This is a genomic window from Olivibacter sp. SA151, from assembly GCF_054130995.1.
Genome location: NZ_CP096391.1, coordinates 5,079,831 through 5,101,527 on the forward strand (window position 1 = coordinate 5,079,831; position 21,697 = coordinate 5,101,527).

21 protein-coding genes are annotated in these 21,697 nt (G+C 41.3%); 4 read left to right on the forward strand and 17 right to left on the reverse strand.

Features of this window, described 5'->3' with window-relative positions:
- Window positions 1-583 precede the first annotated feature (583 nt).
- Window positions 584-1,558 (forward strand): YihY/virulence factor BrkB family protein, encoded by a 975-nt coding sequence (locus tag M1D52_RS20815; protein WP_437394551.1) that lies wholly within the window; start codon window positions 584-586, stop codon window positions 1,556-1,558.
- Window positions 1,559-1,651: 93 nt separating this feature from the next.
- On the opposite strand, the gene M1D52_RS20820 is transcribed toward M1D52_RS20815, so the two are convergent.
- Window positions 1,652-2,008 (reverse strand): response regulator, encoded by a 357-nt coding sequence (locus tag M1D52_RS20820; RefSeq protein WP_437394552.1) that lies wholly within the window; start codon window positions 2,006-2,008, stop codon window positions 1,652-1,654.
- Between the two features lie 286 nt (window positions 2,009-2,294).
- On the opposite strand from M1D52_RS20820, the gene M1D52_RS20825 reads away from it, so the two are divergent.
- Window positions 2,295-2,657, forward strand: coding sequence for a VOC family protein (locus M1D52_RS20825; RefSeq protein ID WP_437394553.1), 363 nt, complete (start codon window positions 2,295-2,297; stop codon window positions 2,655-2,657).
- Window positions 2,658-2,723: 66 nt separating this feature from the next.
- On the opposite strand, the gene nudK is transcribed toward M1D52_RS20825, so the two are convergent.
- The 4 genes from nudK to M1D52_RS20845 form a co-directional block, all read right to left on the reverse strand.
- Window positions 2,724-3,311, reverse strand: a complete 588-nt coding sequence (gene nudK / locus M1D52_RS20830) for a GDP-mannose pyrophosphatase NudK (RefSeq protein WP_437394554.1) — start codon at window positions 3,309-3,311, stop codon at window positions 2,724-2,726.
- A complete protein-coding gene (locus M1D52_RS20835; protein WP_437394555.1) occupies window positions 3,292-3,648 on the reverse strand; it encodes a DUF4406 domain-containing protein in 357 nt (118 codons plus the stop codon). The genes nudK and M1D52_RS20835 overlap by 20 nt, the downstream gene beginning before the upstream one ends.
- Before the next feature lie 57 nt (window positions 3,649-3,705).
- The gene (locus M1D52_RS20840; RefSeq protein WP_437394556.1) at window positions 3,706-4,296 is read right to left on the reverse strand and encodes a Crp/Fnr family transcriptional regulator; all 591 of its coding nucleotides are present in this window, start codon (window positions 4,294-4,296) and stop codon (window positions 3,706-3,708) included.
- Between the two features lie 168 nt (window positions 4,297-4,464).
- Window positions 4,465-4,755 carry an HU family DNA-binding protein gene (locus M1D52_RS20845; RefSeq protein WP_041387273.1) on the reverse strand — a complete coding sequence of 97 codons (291 nt, stop codon included), beginning with the start codon at window positions 4,753-4,755 and terminating at the stop codon, window positions 4,465-4,467.
- Window positions 4,756-5,011: 256 nt separating this feature from the next.
- On the opposite strand from M1D52_RS20845, the gene M1D52_RS20850 reads away from it, so the two are divergent.
- Complete coding sequence (locus M1D52_RS20850; RefSeq protein WP_437394557.1) at window positions 5,012-7,102, forward strand: CehA/McbA family metallohydrolase domain-containing protein; 2,091 nt, start codon at window positions 5,012-5,014, stop codon at window positions 7,100-7,102.
- A gap of 56 nt (window positions 7,103-7,158) precedes the next feature.
- Here M1D52_RS20850 and M1D52_RS20855 read toward each other — a convergent pair whose 3' ends face one another.
- The 3 genes from M1D52_RS20855 to M1D52_RS20865 all read right to left on the reverse strand — a co-directional run bounded on the left by M1D52_RS20855 (window position 7,159) and on the right by M1D52_RS20865 (window position 10,294).
- On the reverse strand, window positions 7,159-7,455 hold the full coding sequence (locus M1D52_RS20855) for a DUF2784 domain-containing protein (RefSeq protein ID WP_437394558.1): 297 nt from the start codon (window positions 7,453-7,455) through the stop codon (window positions 7,159-7,161).
- A 163-nt stretch (window positions 7,456-7,618) separates the two neighbouring features.
- On the reverse strand, window positions 7,619-8,200 hold the full coding sequence (locus tag M1D52_RS20860) for a DUF4142 domain-containing protein (protein WP_437394559.1): 582 nt from the start codon (window positions 8,198-8,200) through the stop codon (window positions 7,619-7,621).
- A gap of 60 nt (window positions 8,201-8,260) precedes the next feature.
- A complete protein-coding gene (locus M1D52_RS20865; protein WP_437394560.1) occupies window positions 8,261-10,294 on the reverse strand; it encodes an ATP-binding protein in 2,034 nt (677 codons plus the stop codon).
- A 288-nt stretch (window positions 10,295-10,582) separates the two neighbouring features.
- On the opposite strand from M1D52_RS20865, the gene M1D52_RS20870 reads away from it, so the two are divergent.
- The gene (locus M1D52_RS20870) at window positions 10,583-11,101 is read left to right on the forward strand and encodes a lipocalin-like domain-containing protein (protein ID WP_437394561.1); all 519 of its coding nucleotides are present in this window, start codon (window positions 10,583-10,585) and stop codon (window positions 11,099-11,101) included.
- Here M1D52_RS20870 and M1D52_RS20875 read toward each other — a convergent pair.
- The 9 genes from M1D52_RS20875 to M1D52_RS20915 form a co-directional block, all read right to left on the reverse strand.
- Window positions 11,094-11,357 carry a LytTR family transcriptional regulator DNA-binding domain-containing protein gene (locus M1D52_RS20875; RefSeq protein ID WP_437394562.1) on the reverse strand — a complete coding sequence of 88 codons (264 nt, stop codon included), beginning with the start codon at window positions 11,355-11,357 and terminating at the stop codon, window positions 11,094-11,096. The genes M1D52_RS20870 and M1D52_RS20875 overlap by 8 nt on opposite strands.
- A gap of 259 nt (window positions 11,358-11,616) precedes the next feature.
- The gene (locus tag M1D52_RS20880) at window positions 11,617-12,219 is read right to left on the reverse strand and encodes a chemotaxis protein CheB (RefSeq protein WP_437394563.1); all 603 of its coding nucleotides are present in this window, start codon (window positions 12,217-12,219) and stop codon (window positions 11,617-11,619) included.
- 86 nt (window positions 12,220-12,305) lie between these two features.
- The gene (locus M1D52_RS20885) at window positions 12,306-12,578 is read right to left on the reverse strand and encodes a YtxH domain-containing protein (RefSeq protein ID WP_130856251.1); all 273 of its coding nucleotides are present in this window, start codon (window positions 12,576-12,578) and stop codon (window positions 12,306-12,308) included.
- A 355-nt stretch (window positions 12,579-12,933) separates the two neighbouring features.
- Window positions 12,934-13,908 (reverse strand): terpene synthase family protein, encoded by a 975-nt coding sequence (locus M1D52_RS20890; RefSeq protein WP_437394564.1) that lies wholly within the window; start codon window positions 13,906-13,908, stop codon window positions 12,934-12,936.
- Between the two features lie 56 nt (window positions 13,909-13,964).
- Window positions 13,965-15,197 (reverse strand): 4-hydroxy-3-methylbut-2-enyl diphosphate reductase, encoded by a 1,233-nt coding sequence (locus M1D52_RS20895; RefSeq protein ID WP_437394565.1) that lies wholly within the window; start codon window positions 15,195-15,197, stop codon window positions 13,965-13,967.
- Window positions 15,184-17,130, reverse strand: a complete 1,947-nt coding sequence (gene dxs, locus M1D52_RS20900; RefSeq protein ID WP_437394566.1) for a 1-deoxy-D-xylulose-5-phosphate synthase — start codon at window positions 17,128-17,130, stop codon at window positions 15,184-15,186. The genes M1D52_RS20895 and dxs overlap by 14 nt, the downstream gene beginning before the upstream one ends.
- A 47-nt stretch (window positions 17,131-17,177) precedes the next feature.
- Window positions 17,178-18,095, reverse strand: coding sequence for a polyprenyl synthetase family protein (locus tag M1D52_RS20905; RefSeq protein ID WP_437394567.1), 918 nt, complete (start codon window positions 18,093-18,095; stop codon window positions 17,178-17,180).
- 452 nt (window positions 18,096-18,547) lie between these two features.
- Entirely contained in the window at window positions 18,548-20,374 is a 1,827-nt protein-coding gene (locus M1D52_RS20910) for a hypothetical protein (protein ID WP_437394568.1), read from the reverse strand.
- 630 nt (window positions 20,375-21,004) lie between these two features.
- Complete coding sequence (locus tag M1D52_RS20915; RefSeq protein WP_377613390.1) at window positions 21,005-21,643, reverse strand: response regulator; 639 nt, start codon at window positions 21,641-21,643, stop codon at window positions 21,005-21,007.
- Window positions 21,644-21,697: the final 54 nt, after the last annotated feature.

Genomic DNA, 21,697 nt, shown 5'->3' on the forward strand with positions numbered 1-21,697 from the left:
ATTGCTTAATAACGGCTAGGGGGGCCGCGTAGGTAAAGGGCGTCACAACATCTAAAATAGCGAAGATCTACTGGCAATATATTGAATGCATCCGCTACTGGAGGTACAAGAAAGGTGAAAAGCAACTCACAGAACTCGCCGCTCCCCAGCAAGTGAAAGGTACAGATTTTACACTCCTCCTGATGTTGGTAAATTTTGATACCGTGTTTGTCGCTGCTCGCTAAACAGCCTGCATGTTCATGAAAAACTTTTGCCACATGAACAATCAGCACTAATGCCAATAGCATATGGGCAATAATTTTCTTGTCCGCGATATTCTTTAAAACAAACACACATCAAAGATAAACCCATTCCGACAAATATGCAACTATATTGCATTTTAATTTAGAGACATGTATGATTCAATGTATTGGCAGTGTAATAACCTGTACCAATTTTTTCTACAGGAAACAAGGTAATCTTATCAACTACTTTTTATATCCAGGCATCTGTGAATACTTGGGATAAGTAGTTCAATTTCATCTCAACCATTGACATCTTCAATTGTTGAAATTAAAGGACAACATTTTCTAACATCTTGTTTATGGAAAAAAGGGGGAAAAAGAAGTTAATGCCCAGGGCATTTCAGATATTGAAGGCTTCAATCAACGGGTTTATGGAGCATAACGTTACGAAAATGAGTGGTTCCTTAGCCTATTATACCGTATTTTCGATGGCTCCCTTATTGGTACTCGTTATCGCCTTGTGCGGCTTCTTTTTAGGGAGGGAAGCGGCTGAGAATCAAATATACGGCCAGTTGAGTACTTTTCTTGACAAGAATACGGCCTTGCAGATACAGGAAGTGATAAAGAACGCGAACATCAATGGCAGCAGTACCACGGCCATTGTTATAGGTGCCGTAACGTTATTGATAGGGGCCACCACGGTTTTTGCCGATATTCAGGACTCCATTAATCACATTTGGGGCATCAAACCCAAACCGAAAAAAGGATGGTTAAAAATGCTTCAGAACAGATTCCTGTCCTTTTCGGTGATTATAAGCTTAAGCTTCATTTTATTGGTATCTTTGCTTATAACGACCTTTTTGGACAGCTTCAGTGATCGATTGAGCGTTCGGTATGAGCATGTTTCTATTGCATTCTTTTATATATTAAACCAGGTCATAACGCTCGCTGTTATCTGGTTTATCTTTGCGGTGATTTTCAAGGTGCTTCCTGATGCTCGTATACGATGGAAAGATGTACTTACAGGCGCTTTTGTTACCGCAATCCTGTTTATTTTGGGGAAATTCGCCATCTCATTCTACATTGGCCAGAGCGGTGCAGGAGACGCCTTTGGTTCTGCCCGTTCTCTTGTAATTTTACTTCTATGGACGTATTACTCAGCTATGATCCTTTATTTCGGTGCAGAATTCACTAAAGCCTATGTGATAGCATATGGTTCCGAAATCAGACCGAACACCTACGCGGTTACCACGAAAGAAGTTGAAATAGAAACCGGAAAAGCATCCGTACAGGAGAGTGATGAGAAAGCAAAACAGGCTCTGAAAGGATTGTAGCACACGAGTCTAGACATTTGGAGATATTACCTAGCCCCTCTTTCAACTGTTGTATCAATTTTGCAAAAATAGACCGACATGTCTTTGTAGGTATCAAGCTAGATGCTTCCGGATTGTGCGCACGAAATCCGTAATATCGAAGGGCTTACATATAAAATCGTCAGCGGTAAATTCACTGGCTTTCGCTAAATTATAATGTGCCGACATCATGATAATGGGAATACAGCGAGTCGGGGTACTCGACTTTAACTGATTACATATATCCATTCCGTTACCATCGGGTAACTTGACGTCGAGTAGAAAAAGGTCGGCATCCATGTCAGATATCTCATTTAAAAATGCGGTGGCACTGGCGTAGCTTCGTACTTCAAAGTTCTCTCTATGTAAGATCAAAGCGATAATCCGACGGATATCCGGATCATCCTCCAGCACCACAATTTTGGTTCCCATAAAATACCAATTCTGTTTAGATCTATTAGCAACCGAATCATACATCTGCAAAAGGTGATTACGTTGCCTTAATCCCGTTTTTTGATCCCAAATATATACATCCTTTTTAGTGAGTCAATAATATATGACGCTTTTTTTTCAGAATTAAACTATAGATAAAACTTATCTTGAAATCGAATATTATTCAGCTTTGACTATTTGTGTATTTAGCATATAATAGCACTATTTCAAAAAATTATTAATCTTGTCATTTAAGGGATACATTTGTATAATAAAAGATGACGTTATGACTAAGATACAATCGCAAAAAAAATTAAAGCACGAGCAGGTACAGTATATCGAGTTTCTTTCAGCCGATATTAATCGAGCTAAAAAATTTTATTCAGATAGTTTCGGTTGGAAATTTACGGATTATGGACTGGAATACACCGCTTTCGAAGGTGACTATGTTGATGGCGGCTTTACTTCCGGCGAGCCAATTAACGGAAGTATTTTAATCGTTCTTTATTCAGAAGATATTGAAACAAGTAAGCGTAAGGTGATACGCGCCGGAGGTGTTCTTGTGAAGGATATCTTTAACTTTCCGGGGGGTAAGCGCTTTCATTTCAGGGATCCTGATGGTTACGAGCTTGCTGTGTGGTCGGAATAATCCGATTTCCAAGCAATTTTGTTCGAAAACCAGCGTATCTTCCATTTTCTCACTGTATTACTTTTATTATAAAAGATTTTTAAGCCTGAGGTATTGAAGCAGTATAATCGTTTTGCCGTCCTTAATTTCGCCGGTTTCCATCATACGGAGGGCATCGTCAAAAAAGAGTTCCAATACTTCAATGTTTTCTCCTTCGTGTTCCAAGCCACCTCCAGCTGTGATTTTCATTTCATTCGTGTATTCTGCTATAAAAAAAGATAGCATCTCCGTTACGGAGCCTGGCGACATGTAAGCCTCCAATACTTTGGTGATATTTGTAACCTTATAGCCCGTTTCTTCTTCCGTTTCTCGGCGTATACAATCTATTGCATTATCCTTATCCAATAAACCTGCACAGGCTTCAATTAACATGCCGGTTTCGTTACCGTTTATAAAGGTTGGCAATCGAAACTGCCGAGTTAGGATGATCGTTTTTTGTTTTTTGTTATAGAGTAAAATGGTGGCACCATTTCCTCTATCGTAAGCTTCTCTTGTCTGAACCTGTTTTTTCCCGTCGCCTTTTAGGTACTCGTAGGTAATTTTCTTCAAAATATACCAATTATCAGACAAGATTTCTGTCTTTAGGATTTTCACATTACTCTGCATCGGGAACATCTTCGATATGATAGTAGATCTTTAATCCTCTTTCTTTTGCAATTCGCACATCTTCATCTGCGCCTTTGGATGCCCCTTCTATCCGAAGTACGGCATCACATTTTTCAAGTAGGCGATGAGCCACCGGATATTGCACCTCCTCCCATGCTTCGTCGCCCGGTTTTGTAGAGCCTGCAAGATGGATAAGAGGGAGTGCGACCCATTCGCCAATGATAGGGACATGGCCTTTTCTAAAGAGTGGTAGAGCGACCGATTCAAGCTTATTTAAATTTTGCCGCATTAGGTTTACATCATCATTGGTTCCGCTTCGGTAAGGACCCGCAATAAGTATGAGCATAGTTTTTTATTTTTTTACAAAAAAACTGAACGGACGTAAGAAAAAAAATAATGTAGTTTAAGAAATCCTTTTTGTTCTTTTATTTCTTCGCAGCATACTCAAAAATTCCGGTGTAATACCTAAGTAGGAAGCAATCTGCTTTTGTTTAACCTGTTTCACGATCTCAGGATACTTGCTTAAGAAAAGATTATATCGTTCGTTAGCGGGGAGCGAGAGGTTTTGAATGACTCGAAGCTGTTCCCTGATGTATGCATTTTGCATTATTATTCTGAAAAACCTTTCGAACTTCGGAATTTTGATATACAATTTATCCAGGTCAGCTTTTAATATCTGTAGCACAACGCTATCTTCTATTGCTTCAATATTAAGCATGGCAGGCTGCTCATTTACGAAACAAAACATGTCGGTAACCCACCAATCCGTGATAGCAAACATAATGGTTGATTCCTTCCCGGCCTTATCTCTGTAATATGCCCGCAAAGCACCCGATTTAACGAAGCTGATCTCTTTACATACCTGCCCTTCTTTTAAGATCATAGCCCTTTTGGAAACTTTCTTTTCTTTCAAGAGCGAGGTAAAGTAGGAAATTTCATCCGTATCCAGTGAAATGTGTTTGTTTATGTTTTTCAAGACTACATCGTAGACCATGGGCGCGTCTCTTAAAATGAAAGCACAATATCTAAATTATTTTTCATTGTTCTCAAGAAAACCTAAAGTTAAGGTATGATTCAGGCAATTGATGGAATGGTAAGCGTATCGGTGTTTATGTGGTCCGATTCCATTAGATCGGACCACATGAAATAAGTCCGCAGGGTCTTATTTTTTCGTTTTTGCTGAGGCTACGGCTTCACGAAGTGACTTACCGGGCCTAAATTTAGGGACCTTGGTAGCCTTTATTTTAATAACGGCTCCAGTGTTGGGGTTACGTCCGCTACGGGCGGCACGCTGGCCCACTGTAAAGGTTCCGAAGCCTATCAACGACACGCTCTCGCCTTTTTTCAAGGTTGTAGTAACCGAATTAGTGATACTGCTCAGGGCTTTTTCTGCCTGAACTTTTGTAATGCCCGCATCCGCGGCAATCTTTGTGATAAGATCAGCTTTGTTCATTGTAATAGAGTTAAGTTTACAAATCGGCAAACCAATAGACCTAATACCCATTGGTTTTATATGCCATAAATATAACTTTTTTATCTACTGTCTCCAAAAGATATATTAGTGAGCGAGCGTCTTTTGTTGAATTATCTATGATATTTTCGACATTATGCAGGTTGTTGATACGGATTATCGAAATTTTGAAACGCATTGCCTTTGTGGATAAAATCGATTTTCCTTTTTTTGTATAAACCCATTATAAGTGATTCACATGCGCAGCTGCCTAATTGTTAGCCTCCTCTTAGTCTATTATACAAACACGTTGTTGGCTCAAACACCAACCGTAAACCGCCAAAAATTCGACAAAAAGGCCGGCGCGGATTTAAACTACCGCAATGATATATTGGCAATAAAATGGCCTGCCGGGAATAACCACTATGGCCAGGTTGAACTTAATATGCAAGCAGGGAAACCCTTGTTCAGTCGTATTTTGCTGACGAAAGGCAAAGTGAGCAAACTTATCTCATCTAATCTGGATCCATCTTTTCTTCTGACTATCGGTAAGCGGGATTTAGTCTCGCAGAATGGCTGGAATATTTTTTTTGATAAAGTGCCCCAAAAGCCTTATAACACGCATGAAGTAAAACTAGAAAAATCCGACGCGACGGTGGAAACCATCGGTAGTCGAACCGTAGTAAAAATCTCTTCGCTTAAGGCCGATCGCTTTAGTGGCGACCTTGAGATTACTTTTTATAATGGTAGCCCACTTTTTAATGTTGCCGCGGTCATGTCTACAAATGCGGATTCTTCTGCCATTGTTTATGACGCCGGTTTGGTAAGTCGTGAGCCGGAATGGAAAAGTATATCCTGGATTAACACAGCGGATAGCCTGCAAACTACGGATATGATTGCTACGGATACTTCCAAAAACGTGGCGGTTAAATATCGCAGCATTGCCGCAAAGGGAAAAGAAGGTATTTTGGCACTGTTTCCTGCTCCACATCAATACTTTTATCCATTGGATGAGGCCTTCAACTTGAAATTTACCTGGTATGGAAACAACTATCGGAAAATGGTTGATGGATATGGCATCGGAATCCGACAGGACCTACAGGGAGACAAGCGATTTGTTCCCTGGTTCAATGCTCCTCCGGGGACCAAACAGCGCCTGAACTTTTTTTGCATGTTGAGTACGGAAGATGAAGACAATGCCTTCGCTGCCATAAAAAAATTCACGCACAATGATGCCTATGTCAAACTTCCCGGATATAAAACCATGTCCAGCCATTTTCATAATGAATTCATCATGAATGTTGTACTGGCAAACAAACCCATCCCGGAAGTCCCTGACTTTGTCACCGTGTTTAAACGAATGGGAGTTGACATGGTGCATTTAGCAGAGTTTCACTATACCGCACACCCTAAAGGACCTGATGAACAACGGTTAAAAGAACTGCATGCTCTTTTTGAACAATGTAAACGCTTATCGGATGATCGCTTTCTTCTACTTCCGGGGGAAGAGCCCAATGAGTTCTTTGGGGGACACTGGCTTGCTCTCTTCCCTAAACCAGTTTATTGGATTATGTCTCGTGAAAACGGAGTGGCCTATTCAGAAAACCATCCTTCCTATGGAAAAATATACCATATTGGAGACAAGAAAGACATGTTGAAGCTTCTCGAGCAAGAGCAGGGCCTTGCATGGACTGCTCATGCACGCACTAAAGGTTCGGTAAACACACCCGATCTTTATAAAAATGAGGACTTTTTTAAATCGGATCGCTTTATGGGTGCCGCCTGGAAGCCTATGCCCGCCGATTTATCTTCGCCAAGATTAGGCAAACGCGTGCTGGATTTAATGGATGATATGAATAACTGGGGCTTAAAAAAAACCGTTATTGCTGAAGCCGATCTTTTTACGATAACGCCCGAAAACGAGATGTATGCTCACATGAATGTGAATTATTTGATGCTCGACTCGCTACCTAAGTTTACCGATAGTTGGGATCCCATACTCAACAGTATGCAAAAGGGCCGATTTTTCACTACAACCGGCGAGGTATTGATGCCACGCTTAACCATCAACGGTAAACATTCGGGTGAAACTATAACGCTCGATAATTCAGGAATGGCCACCATCGAACTGGCACTAAATTGGACTTTTCCCATGAATTTTGTAGAAGTTATCTCCGGCGATGGACAGCAGGTATACCGGGAAAGGATCGACTTAACTAAAACAGAAGCATTTGGTTCGCAGGTGCTCCGGTTTAAGACCAAGCTTGATAAACGCGCATGGGTACGCCTTGAAGCTTGGGATGTTGCCGCTAACGGAGCCTTTAGCCAGTCGTTCTACATAGCGGAGTAATCCAGTAAACTAGGGCAAGTTTTATCACTCGCTCATTAATTATAAGGCTTGCTTATTTATTTCAACGACCTTTTGTGGAAAAAATTGAAATAGACGGACAAAATTGCGACTAGGCCAAAACATACTGCTGTAATTATATCTATGAATTCAGCATTTGTACTGCTATCGAAAAGTTTGTCGCACACATACTTAATAAATGAATTGGGCAAGTTACGTTCGCCCAACTTATCCTTCACCTGCCATTGCCAATCTGTTATGGGACAATAGCCAAATCCGAACCAGAACCCTAACACCAACCATGAGCATGCCGTTAAACACACCATATAAAAGTGAAGTTCCGCGTTACTTTCCATATCCAACCAAAAAGATTAAAAGCAATTATTAAGATGTGGATGACTGTAAAAAGCAGATCAAGTAGATGGAACAGATTACTTTGCATAGGCAGGAAGGCGTTGAAGTGCCCTTGGACTGCAAAGCCCCCAAAAAGTCAGACGCTTTATGGGGGACTTTATCACACTATTTTTTCTCTGCAATTTTTTGGATATGATCTAAGTGCGTGCGCAGTACGGGTAGTGTTTTATCAATAAACTGCTTCATCTCCGGATCCTGCACCTTGTTGGAAGCTTCTTCAAAAAGTGTCACATCTTTTTTGTGATCCGCCAACATTTCTTCCACATAAGCTTTATCGAAGTCGGCACCTGTCTTTGCGGAGATTTCCTGCATCTTCTTTTGCTTCTCCTCTGCAGGCGCTGCGGGAAGCGCAATGTTCTTCTTTGCAGCGAGCGCCTTTAACTCTTCATTGGCTTTTGAATGATCTTTCACCATCATAGCCCCAAACTCCTTAACTTTTGCGTCGGAAGCCTTCTGCTCGGCTAGTTTTCCCAATTCTACCTCAGCAAGACCACCGCTTGCCGCTTCGGTAGCAAATTTCGCATCCTCTGTTTGCGCGGCAGTTGTATCGGTGGACATTGTCGACGTGTCTGCCATGGATTCGTTAATACTGTCGGCGGTTTCTTTTGCGTCCTTGTTGGAAGCATTACCGCAACTACTAAGGGCCAGTATAACACCGGCCGCCCATAAAATCAACCTATTTTTCATAAGATAGCTATTTGTTTACACTAGAACAGTGTGTACAGGGAAAATGTTCTAGCTTTTTTACTAGTTTTGATACGGGATTTCAAAGAAAAAAGTTGCACCCTGTCCCGGAACGCTTTCTACGCCTAATATGCCATTATGTTTTTTAACAATTTCGGAGACAATATACAAGCCTAGTCCAATGCCTGATATATTGTCGTTCCCCTTGCTAATTACCCGAAAAAAACGATTAAATATTTTTGACTGGTCTTCAGCCGCAATACCAACTCCGTAATCTTGTACACTTACTTTGACGGCATAACCCATATCTGTCGCCTTTATATGCACAGCTCCACCTTCAGGAGAATATTTAACTGCATTTGAAATTAAATTAGTCAGCACTTGATTGATCCGATTTTTATCTGCGATCAGGTGTGGAATTTTCTCTTTATGAAAAATCAGTTTGTGATCGATACTGATGGGCTGTAAGTCTTGAATACAGTCGTCAATCAACTCATTCAGGTTGACCTCAGCCAAATGCAGTATCAGATGTCCACCCGAAATTTTAGAAGTATCAAGTAACATGTTCACAAGGCTTGTTAACCGATCTACCTGCTTGCTCAGTTTATTGATAAAAGAAGCAGGTGTATCGTCTGTCGTACTTTTTTTTAATAACTGAGTATAAGCCTTTATACTAGTAAGCGGTGTTTTCAATTCATGGCTAGCCACACCTATAAAATCGTCTTTCATTTTCTCGACTGCTTTTTGTCTGGTAACATCGACTGACACTACCACCGCAGACTCCGGCTTCCCATCCGAATTAAAAATTGGTGATACGTGATTATTGACCCAAATCAAGGATCCATTTTTACAAATTAGTCTTTTCTCAATCTCATAAGGAGTACCTTCTGCTACCATTCTACTGAAGAGAAGATTGTTGCGTTCCAAATCTTCAGGATATATCAAATCGAGCACCGTTAATTTCATCATTTCTGAAGGACTATAACCCAGCATTTTGCAAAACTGATCATTTGTAAAAACAACTTCGCCTCGAAAATTCAGCCGAAGGATTCCCACGATGCTTTGATTAACGATTGCCCGATAACTCTCTTCCGATTTTCGCAGCGCCTCCTCTGCCCGTAGTCTTTCATATCGATTCCAAAAGCGATTTGCCAATTCGTTGCCCAGTTTAATCTCAGTATCTAGCCATTTACGGGGTTTACTATCGTACAGATTAACCATACACAACCACCGGCCGTTACGGATCAGCGGAATGCTGATGAAAGAGGCAATACCGCGCGTGGCATATCGTTCAAAGCCGGGATGGGCTGAGCCTTCTAAATCTTCTACAATAAAGTTTTTGCCTGCTCGCATGGCCTGTTCCCAACCGGGCGAAATATAGTCTGCAATAGCATACACACCTTTTATCGAATGAAAGCCCTTTCTATGCCACTCATGTACAACGGTTGCCTGTTGCTCTGATTGGTCAATTTCTGCAAATGCACAAAAGCCGAGGTTTAAGTAATTCCCCAATCTTTCACAAAAGATTGCAAGGGCTACCTCCGCACTATCGGCGCGGGAAAGTTGCTCTCCCATACCGGCAAGCTCGGCCAAATCCAAATCTTCACGCCTTTGAGCGGTGATATCTTTAAAAAGGATGGCCACCTGATTATCTGCCGGTTCTCCCACTCGAAAGGCGTATACGTCGTAAATGCGATCCAATTGACTTGCGACCATTTGGAAGCGTTCCGGTTTGCCGGTCAATGCGATGCGACCATAGACTTCAAACCACAGGTTTTCATGCAATGGAGCGATATCCCGCATTCGTCGCCCTTCAGCATCGACAATTCCTGTCAGTTGCTCGAATGGTTCATTAACTTCTATGAATCGATAGTCTACCGGACGCTCTTGGCGATCAAAAATCACTTCGATTATGCAAAAGCCCTCATCTATGGAATTAAAAAGATTATAGTAGGTTTCGTCCGATAATTTGAATCGCCTTTGGGTTGATAAGCTATTTGACGTAGCGTTGCCACGACGCACAGATGGGTGCCCCTGCCTACTTTGGTCGTCAGATTTACCGTCCGTGCCATGCTCCGTTTTCTCTTTATCTTCCATGTTAAGTATAGCCGGTAATTTTCAGGTAGAGCCCTCAAAATCAACTCGGCTAAATGTTCTTATACAACAATTCAAGCAAGCTAATGTTCTTTTGTCCTCAACTAAATAAACTTAAAGACGAAATTGACGGACGCCTTCATGAGGCTTCGGATTTAGCCATAAATGTTTCCGGCACAACGAAATTTAATAGGCTCACCTAAGCGTTTCGTCCGCTATTTGTGCATTTCGTAGAAAATAAAAGGAAGAACGAATCACCGAAACTATTTTTGATTGTTAACATTTTTCAATATGGATAAAAAGACGAAAAACATTGCCCGGATCATTGCTATCGCTATGATCATCGCCGTACTCTATACGGGGTTTGCTTGCCAATCCGGCCTTAGTAAGAATCATTTTGACAACAATGACACCCATCCCCTAGACGGTTCTTTTACTGATAAATATTGGGTGCTCACTGATTTTAAAGCCGAGCCGGGGATCGATTGGGATATAGATGGTGAAACCGAGACGGATATTTTGCCAAAGCTTGATCCCTGTGATAAAGACGATGCCATTATATTCCGTAACGACAATAAAATATACCGGCATCTTGGGAGTGACAAATGTGACGAAGAGGAGGAGGTCGAAAAAGAAAACGGCACCTGGAAATATATGCCTTCCACGAAAGAACTGACGATGACCGATGATCAACAAAAGGCACGGGTTTATGTTGTGGCAGCGACGAATGCGAACACCCTGGTACTTCACCATTATTTAGATGGCAGTGACGGACGCCATCTTCTAACCGCTACGTATAAAATCAAATAATCAGACTTTTGACATTGGGAAGGTAATTCCTTCCCACGCTCAATTCCACCCCGTTATCCAATACGATAAAGGTTCTATGAATATCTTTATACAGCTCACGCACATGAGCCAAGTTGATAATTACCGACCGATGTATACGAAGAAACAGAGCAGGATCAAAGTGTTGAAGCCCCCAACGTCCCTCAAGTACAGATCCCTCCAATGTTGTTGCAGCCGCTGGTTGAGAATGCTGTAAAACATGGCATTGAACCGGCATTGGAGGGAGGAGAGATAGAGATCTCGTGTATAGTAAAGAGCAAAAGGTCCGGATTAAGGTAAATAATACCGGCAATGCATACACCGGATCCCTCGAACAACTCTTTCAGCGTAAGGGTGTTGGTATTTCAAACACAGCCAAAAGACTGGAGCGATATTATGGCGAAGAGCTAGCTGTTTCTCGTAACATTTCGCAAGGATTATGCTTTGAATTTTGCATTCCAATCCCGACTAACCAATAAAGATTTACTCCGCTTCAGTTATTTTCTGATTCTGTTAGTAGATTTCTCATGAACACGCTGAACAACCGCCTCAGCCAGTGCTGCCGGCTCTAAAACAGCAGCGGGATTATTATCCCTGATCACAGCCAATGGCATTTGAGGGAATTGCGAAGAAATGGGACTCTGACTCATGACCAGACCGCCTCGTTTTTCAACGGCAACAGCCCCTTTCAAGCCGTCATTGCCCCCACCTGATAAAATAACAGCAATGGCGCGTTCTCGAAACGTTTCGGCAAGAGAAAGAAGAAAGATGTCAACGGCCCTGTTAATGTCTGATTCCTTTGGCCGCGGCCTTTTCAACAGCTTTCCGTCAGCACATTCCAAATAACTATCTTCGGTAATAACATATATATTTCCCGATGCGAGCTGCACATCCTCCTTCACTGCGATAACTCGATAAGGCGTATAACGTGCTAAAATAGCACTCAAATTACTGGCATACCCACGCGATAAATGAGTGATAGCAACAAAGGCAATATTAGGAAGAAAGGGCATTGATTCAAAAAAGGTCTGCATGGCCTGTATCCCGCCACTCGATCCGCCTATTCCTACAAGAAAGAAATCATTTGCTTCTGTCTTCATAACAGCATAGAACTCTCGTGTTTATAGCTTCTATGGAAAAGCGGGCTATCGGAACACGATGTTAGTAATCGCTAAGTACAAAGGACTTATATCCAAGCATGCTCGTCCGTTTGCCCTTCTATTTCCCAAGGTTCCTTTTTTAACTTAGACTTAATGGCTTCTGTCAACTCGCTTTTCATATGGTTGAAATGTTCGATTTGATCTACCGCCTGCTTTCGAAAACCTTGTGCCAGGTTTTTCATTGAATTAGCTGATTTTTCTCTTGTATATTCACCTTTATCGGGTGCAAATAATATCCCAATAGCTATTCCAGCTCCCAAACCTGCTAAAAATGTGATTACTCTTCCAACGTCGTTCATATTTCTTGTATTATCGTATCAGCTCATTAAACTTGCGATGTTTTTTATAAGACAATATTTAGAAGCAAAAGTTTGGTTGTTACCTCAACAACTCGCATATCATCGTTAGAAAACAATATAAAAATTTACAAGCATGAATTACAATAATTTTAAGATTTACTCGTTTTATTGCTATAAATATACGCGGCATTTGGGGGAGCTAGGTCCAATGCAAAAGCAAAGATACCTACCCCCCAAATGACTGCACCAAAGAGCTTTTGAACATTGATCTTCATTAGCAACACCATATCATCCGAATAAAATTATAAATAAGAAAATTCATTAGGCATCAATCAGATTCGCTTTATTTCTATGATTAAGCCTCCAATTTTTCCATTATCTCTTTTGTATCTTTATAGCGACTGGTATCGTACAGTACCCATTCGTGATTGCCACTAATCAGTGCTTTTATCGACTGGATGTAGCGAGTTAGCTCACGATTCATTTCTTCACCAAATGAAGGAAGAGTACGTTCCAATTCCTGCAAGCGCATTAGATCAGCATCATGTATATGCAGGGATTCCCTTATTGCTTCTTTAAAGGATAACTTCTTTTCTTTTGCCAGGATGATCACTATATTTTCTGCTCCCTCTTTGTTGAGTTCTTTGCCCAGGGAATGAATATCATTAGCCCAGCTAGCCGTTCTAACTGCCATCAGCAGCATTTGTTGGACCACAGGATGCTTGTAGACATAAAAAGGAAAACTAAACTTGCTTGCCAAGGAGAGCAAGCAGCAACACACATTACCACCGGAAAAATAAGGCCTCATTTTCATATAATCCGTTAGACTTAGCCCCTTCTCCGTTTTAATCAGCTCCGCTTCCATTTGCCAAGACTTGAGCATTTTTAACATCTCTTCCACAAACCATCGCTGCCAATCTTGATCCGTATGTTGCTTTATTTGCTGCCAAAGATCACTAAAGCAAGCACCAAGGTTATTGCCGATACGCATCGGTACCGTTTTATGATGAATAAGAATGTCGATTACGTCATCCTTCAGGGATGTTAAAATTTTTTCGTTATGATTGCTTGGATTTACCATCATATCATCAGCAATGAAAAACAAAGCCGTCCAGCATCCTACCAGATACAAACCGGTTTTATCGGCGAAGGGAAAGGTTCTGGCAGCCCACCAAATATATTTTTCTTCTCTATAACGCTGAACCGATTCTTCCGTAGAAAGAAGTCCAAAGCTACTAATCCAGTTGAAAATTTCATCATGGGTTTCTTCGACAAAAGGCGAAATGCCAAAGGAGAATGGATAACGAATTTGACGAAAAATTTTTTCCATTTTGTTTTGTGTTTAGTATAATATCCAACAAGATTATTTTCGGAATGTCAATAACATTATTTATTTTTAAGCTTACTTGCAATCTGCCAATTATCGAACGACAGATGATAAAAAGAAAGCAACCTACGGATCACATTTTCAATCAGAATATCCGGACAGGATGCACCACTTGTTAAATGTATTACTACAGAATCCGACGGCAAATAGTCTTTCGTCAGCTTTAATTGCTGATGGTGAATATCCCAATGTTCTATCGCTGTCTTTGACAGTAAGCTTTCACTAGCAGAAATAAAATAAGTAGGCAGCTTTGCTTCGCATAATTCTACAAGATGAGATGTGTTAGAGCTGTTATACCCGCCTACTACAATTGCCAGATCGGCATCATCCAGCGAGAGCATTTCTGTTACGGCACTTTGGTTGTCATGCGTGGCATAACAGAGTGTATCCCGCATATTGGCAAAGTGATCCGTTATATGATCATCTGTCAACTGGTAATGTTCGACCATGGTCTGTTGCAAAAAATCAGCTATTTGTTGAGTTTCGTCAGCAAGTAAAGTAGTTTGATTTACTACACCGATTCTCTTTAGATCTTGCGTGACATGAAAGCCCTCGGAATACCTTCCTTCAAATAGGCTATAAAAATCAGTTGGGGGCCTTCGATTCCTGATGAAGTCGGCTAATAGTTCTGCTTCCTTTAGGTCTTTAATAACCATCGAAGCACCGATGCTTCTACTGTGCGAAAAAGTAGCTCTCGTTTCTTCATGGTCGGGTTTTCCATGCACAATCACGGTATAACCTTTATCCGCTATTTGAGATACTCTTGTCCACACTTTTTCGACAAATGGACACTTACTTCGGTAATATATCCGGTTGATCTCCTTCTGCTTTAGCATCTGCTCTACTTCCACCGTTGTGCCAAAGGCTGGTATAATGACTACATCCGCGGGCGTTATCTCCTCCCATGGAATAAGCTGTCTGCCATAGGTATCCATAATAAATTTAACGCCATTTTCCTGAAGGGCTTGGTTTACGTGTGGGTTATGGATAATCTCGCTCAATAGATAAATCCGCTTATGTGGGTTTTCCTGTATGGCAGTGTATGCGGTTTCAATGGCGTTCTCCACACCATAACAAAAACCGAAGTGACGTGCCAGGTTAATTCGAACTTTTCCAAAATCAAGAATAGAAGGGCTGAAGTCCTTTTTTAGATGATCACGCTCCTGCCTGCTCTTTTTAATAGCCGTAACCATTTCACTTTTATATGCGGTTGGAATATCAAAGACTTTCATGTTTGACCAGCTTTTGTATGATCCGTTCTTGTTGAAGCATTTCTTTTACAACCGCTTTGATTCCATCTTTATCAAAGCCACATTCCTTATGCAATTCAGTTACTTTACCGTGTTCGACGATACGATCGGGAACGCCTAATATCCGTACATCGGCGTGATAATTATTAATTGCCATAAATTCCAATACCGCACTTCCCAGCCCACCGATTATTGTACCATCCTCAACGGTGATCAGCTGTCGGTAATGCTGAAAAACATGGTGCAAAAGATGCTCGTCAATCGGCTTCACAAATCGCATATCGAACAGTGCCACATTCACTCCATCCGCCTCCAATTCTTCACAGGCCTCCAGGGCGAAGTTCCCGGGGTGACCAAAGGAAAGGATGGCGAGGTCCCGCCCCTCACGAATTTTCCGACCGGTGCCGATCTTTATTTTTCGGAATGGGGTTCTCCAATTAGGCATTACTCCCTGTCCTCTCGGGTATCTGATCATAAAAGGCTGTGTGAGTCCGGAAAGTTGCGCAGTATACATCAGGTTTCGCAATTCAGATTCATTCATGGGAGCGCTGATAATTAGGCCCGGTAAGCATCGCGAATAGGAAATATCGTATATGCCATGGTGGGTAGCGCCATCTTCCCCTACCAGTCCTCCTCTATCAAGGCAGAAAATAACCGGTAGCTGTTGCAACACGACGTCATGCACGAGCTGATCATAGCCTCTTTGCATGAAGGATGAGTAAATATTACAGAATACCGTCATTCCCTGCGTAGCTAGTCCAGCAGCTAAAGTTACCGCGTGTTGTTCACATATGCCTACGTCAAAGGTTCGTTCGGGCATTTTCTCCATCATAAATTTGAGAGAAGAACCGGATAGCATGGCAGGCGTAATACCTACAATTTTATCATTGCGCTCGGCGAGTTCGACCACGCTATGTCCAAACACATCTTGGTATTTGGGAGGTTGCGGTCCATCAATGATCGCTTTCTGTATCTTCCCCGTGACCTTATCAAAAAGTCCGGGAAAATGCCATAATGTTTTTTCCTGTTCTGCCGGTGCATAACCTTTACCCTTGGTTGTAATTACATGGAGTAATTTAGGGCCCGGAATATGGCGCATGTACTGCAATGTTTCCACTAATTTCAATACATCGTGTCCGTCCAGTGGCCCAAAATAGCGCAAATTTAACGCCTCGAAAAAATTTGCTTGTTCGGATAGCATGCTCTTGATTCCCGACTTTGTTCTATGCAGCAGCTCTTTAGATCGTTCCCCAACCAGTGGTAATTTCGTAATCGTTTTTCCTACATTTTTACGGAACTTGTTATAAGTTCCTGTTAAGGTCAGGTGTGTCAGATAGTCTTTTAAAGCTCCGACATTCTGATCAATGGACATGCAATTATCATTTAGAATAACGATTAAGTTGGTATCTGACGCACCGGCATGATTGAGTGCCTCGAAAGCCATACCTGCCGTCATGGCACCGTCACCTATCACCGCAATGTGCTGCTTATCGTGCTGTCCACTAAGTTTGGCAGCGAGCGCCATACCGAGGGCGGCAGAAATAGACGTCGAAGAATGGCCTGTTCCAAATGCATCGTATACACTTTCCTCTCTGCGTGGAAAGCCACTGATGCCCTTATGTTTACGATTGGTATGAAAAGTGTCACGTCTCCCCGTTAGGATTTTATGACCATAAGCTTGATGCCCTACATCCCAAATTAGCTGATCGTAGGGCGTATTCATAACATAGTGCAGGGCAGCTGTTAGCTCAACCGTACCTAAACTGGCTCCGAAATGTCCTCCGTGCCTGCTTACAGTTTCGATTATGAATTCCCTTAGTTCGTCACATAATTGGGGAAGTTGCGACCTTTTCAACTTTTTAAGATCGGTGGGATTATTGATTTGGTCGAGCAAAGACAACTTGGTTTTCTTCATAACGGCGTACAATTTGACAGTGATTATATAATTGTAGATTTACCTATTTAAGACTGTCTTACTAATAAGGAATTCGCCAATTCCATCAGCTTTTCCTTTTTAAAAACAGGCACATCAATCTCTTCTAGATTACCAAAGGCAATTGCTGTATATGACTCGATCGCTTTGGTGGCCCATTGATCTACCTCCAATGCTTTATAACTGTTTATAACGGCTTGGACTTTATCTTGTCCCGTTTGTAAGAAAGCTTCCTTTAACATTATTTTCTGTTTGAAGTCGGCCACTTCAAAAGCTTTGACCAGCAACGCCGTTTTTTTGTTTTCCAAGATATCGCCCCCTACCTGTTTCCCGGTCCGGGCGGTCAAACCAAAGGTATCCAGATAGTCATCCTGTATCTGAAAAGCAATACCAATGTTCTTGCCGAATTCATACAAACTGATCTGTTGTTGCTCATTCGCACCGCCCATAACAGCTCCGCACTGAGCTGCACAGCCCAACAGTACCGATGTCTTCCTGGTGATCATTTCCAGGTAATCGGCATAATATACAGCGTCCATTTCCTTCTTTTCTAAATCGATATCCATCTGCTGTCCCTCGCAAACCTGTTTGGCCGTTTCTGAAAACAATTCGACAATATGCGTTCGGTGAATTAAGTCCACTTTGTTGAGTAACAAATAGCAATAAATAAATAACGTATCGCCAGCGAGGATGGCTGTACCTTCGTCATATTCTGTATGTAAGGTAGCGCGACCTCTGCGCAGAGGAGATCGATCCATTATATCATCGTGTATCAGCGTAAAATTATGAAAGAGGTCGATTGCATGCGCTATTTTATAACTATCGGATCGAATAGGAGTAAATAATTCATTGGCCATCAAGCAGAGGGCAGGTCTTATCCTTTTACCAGGTAAATCCAAAAAATAATTGATAGATCCGTAAAGATTTGAGGGGGTAAGCGGGAACATTAACGAATCTCTTTTTTGCTGATAAAGTTCGCATATTGCTGAAAAAGAATGCATAGTATCTCATAATTTAGTGAAGAAAACCGACTCTCACGGAATTTACGACCAATCAGAAATTATAATCCGCGTTATTCTAAATTAACTAAATTTGTAAAAAGAATAAATGTTCAACTTGTTCAGTTTTCTTTGTTCAAGATTCTAACATCAACAAAACCACTAACAAACAACACGTTGAAAAAGCAACGCACAAACTTATTCTGCCGTCAAGTAAAAAATTATTCACTTAATTTCGGGCAGGTATGCGTTAAATTAATATAATATTAATATTAACTATAGGTCTCGATCACGACGAGTACTGTACGGAATACGTTCATTTACGATTGTAATTTGAGTACTGTCGGTCAAACCATAGGCAGTTCAACCGACAGCAGCATCAGGTACTTCTAATTAGTTAATTAAGCAATTTTAGGATAAGCTCGGGACGAAAGGTTTCCATAAGAGGCGCTACCCCAGCCACCATCGTATATTTTTTCCACTTTATCCGGCGATGAAAAGCTTGACTTCGCGATGAAACGTTTAGCTCCACCTGCTCCTCTGATACCGCCTGCTAAGTATACACCACCATGGCTATCAAAAGCCAAACCGAAATAGGTGCAATTTTCTCCGGCCTCACCGGCAGTAGCAAATTGACAAAGATATTTAGCCTCCCATGTTGTTCCATGCGTATTTTCTACTCGCCACGTCCGACCACTTGAATCTAAAAGATAAGCACGATCGTCTGCATCAAAAGCAATATCGATAATACCTGTTCCACTACCGAAAGGCTGAATCGGATTACCGGCGGCACCTCTTACCTGAACTGTACTATACGTTGTCTGCGGATGCTTAAAGGTATAGATCTTCCCTCCCTCTCTTGCAGAAAAGAAAAACCCTACGTCATCTTTTCTAAAAGCGAAGGCGTCCTTTCCGTTTCCTCCCGATAGGCCTCTAAGATATTCAAAAGCCTGACCTTCCTTCCGGCGGTAAATTTGGTTTGTCTGCCAACCGAAATAATGTGTACCGTCAGAGGTGGTTGCATTGCTCCAGCCCTGTCCATGTTGATTGTCAATTGCTTTACGAATCCGTTCGCCATTGCCTCCATTATGAACGTAGATATCCCCATTATCGGCCTGGTTACCCTGGAAAGCATTATCATAATAAGTAATAGCAAAAATCTGATCGATCTCACCATACGTAGGTGTTGGCGGAGTTGCTGGTTTTTCTTCTTTTGGTTTCTCTGCCGGTTTCTCCTCTTTAGGTTTATCAACCGGCTTTTCTACTGGTTTTTCTTCTTTCTCAATCGGCTTTTTCTCATGACATTTGCAATCGCTATCTTCTTTGCCTGCGTCTACACCTGTATGCCCTTTACAAATTGCCTCAAATCGTTTTAGAAACGCCGTCAGCGTATCAACAGCCTTCAATACTTCAGGCAGTTCATTGCAAAGAGCGGTACAACTGATATCTTCTTTTTGTTTCTCGGTAAGCTGCTCTTCTACCAGCTTATCAACAGGAGGTTTCCCATCCACTTCACTTGCTTCTTTCTCTTTTTCTTCAATACTTATCTCCTGAGGTATTTTACTGGCACATATCGTATCCTTTAATACTTTTACAAAATCTGGTAAGCCGTTAATATAAATGTTATGGTCGCCGCCCGTTCGGAGTGCGAGACGCTTAAATTCTCTAATCATGTCCTCCTTATCCTTCTTTGAACGATAATTTAGGCCCTTACCTGGCGTACCCAAATAGGTATGTACTTTCACCTCGTTTTTCAAAGCCACCTCAATAGCTTTATCGTTCGCTTCAATGGCTGCAGGCGTTACTACATTATTACCGCCATCCAACGACTCGTCCTGTAACAAAAATATCGCACGCTCGGCACCTTCGCGCCAGTTATAATGCTCACTTATATCCTCTATCACACGCGCACCATCTTCTTGGGCCCCTGCTCCCTGAAGGGAGTCCTTAACTCGGCTTTTTAGTGATTGCGAATCTATTCCTGCTTTCTTCGTTAGGTAGTCCCTTACTGTCTCACTAAATTTAGTATCAGCAAACGTACCTTCAATTCCTAGATAATCTACTCGCAAGTCAGAAGGGCACGAATTCCTCGCGTCTGTTATAGCAGCTTCAATGGCTTCGCTAATAGCCTTTGCTTCGTCTGACATTGATCCACTGGTATCTATAGCAATAACGAGATCCACTTTTTTTACATCCGCACTGGTTGTAACTGCATTTGATGTGCTCATTTGTTTTCCTCCAAATTGTTTTTGTTTATAAAATTAATTAGTGTTCTATGAAAAATAGACTTCGTTGGGTAGGGGCGTACTCAATGCTTAACTTCTTTATATCCCGCTATCTCAGCGATTTTAAGCTCTGCTTTTTAGTTGGTAAAACCCTTCTAACAAGAAAAATTAAAATAAAATAAACACAGGTAGTTAACACTAGCTATGCAAACGTAAGTGGTTTCACAAAAAGCAAAGAAAAATTTACACATAAAGCTCTCAACATTACGCATAATTATACATACACTACACAAATTAACAAATTAATTAGTCATTAGTAAGGAAGAGATTTTCACTTATCCTTTAGCCTTCTTCTTTTGAAAAGGAGCTCGTTGTTTGTTTTAACTACAAAAAGGCCACCCAGAGAAACCCAAAACCATTTTCGCATTGGCTTTCTGAAAACCGAACACCTTCTATAGATTTTCTGTTACCTTCATTTTAAGCAAACAAGTAAAAGATTTGGTGGAGGAAAAAATAGCGCGTAAGTTGATTCGGTTGATACAATTGCAGCTCTTAAAAATCAAGTAGGCAAATTATCTTCTTTTGTCATTAAGAAATTTCGATGACTGCCACACCAGTTGATGTTGAAGGTTTTCAGTTATACATTTGATACAAGTGAAACTTGTCGAGAAGCAACCGTATATTATTAACTTGAAGCTTTTGAAATATGTTATTTTTATAGGTGCCCACCGTGGAAGTATGCAATTGCAGCTGTGCAGCAATATCGCTTAATCGAAGACCTTTGACCATCAGTTTACAAACCTCTAATTCGCGGTTAGACAATAATTCAAATGGATTACTTTGTATCGATTTACCTTTTTTGAGCCGGCTTTCCCAAATCATATCTTTTATCGCCGTACTGATATATTGCTTACCAGCCGACACGTTGCCGATCGCTTTTCTAAGTTCTTGGTCATTTGCCGTTTTTTGTATAAATCCATGTGCTCCCTGATCTAGATATCGCAGGGCATACAGATGTTCGTCAAAAGCGGTAAACATTAATACTTTAAGATAAGGCTTTTTTGTTCTCAACAGGGAAATCATATCAAGACCTTTGCCTCCCGGGATTTCGATATCCAAAATGGCCAAATCAATTGGATAGTGGTCAATCAGCTCAGTCGCTTTGCCCCATGTTTCGGCTTCGTGAATAACGGGATTTCCGAACATTTCCTTAATAATAAAAAGGACACCTAACCGGATAACACTGTGATCATCGACTAACAAGATATTCATTTTTATTCGTTATCGTTAAAACAATACTTACTTTAATTTATTGGTTTAGGTTGA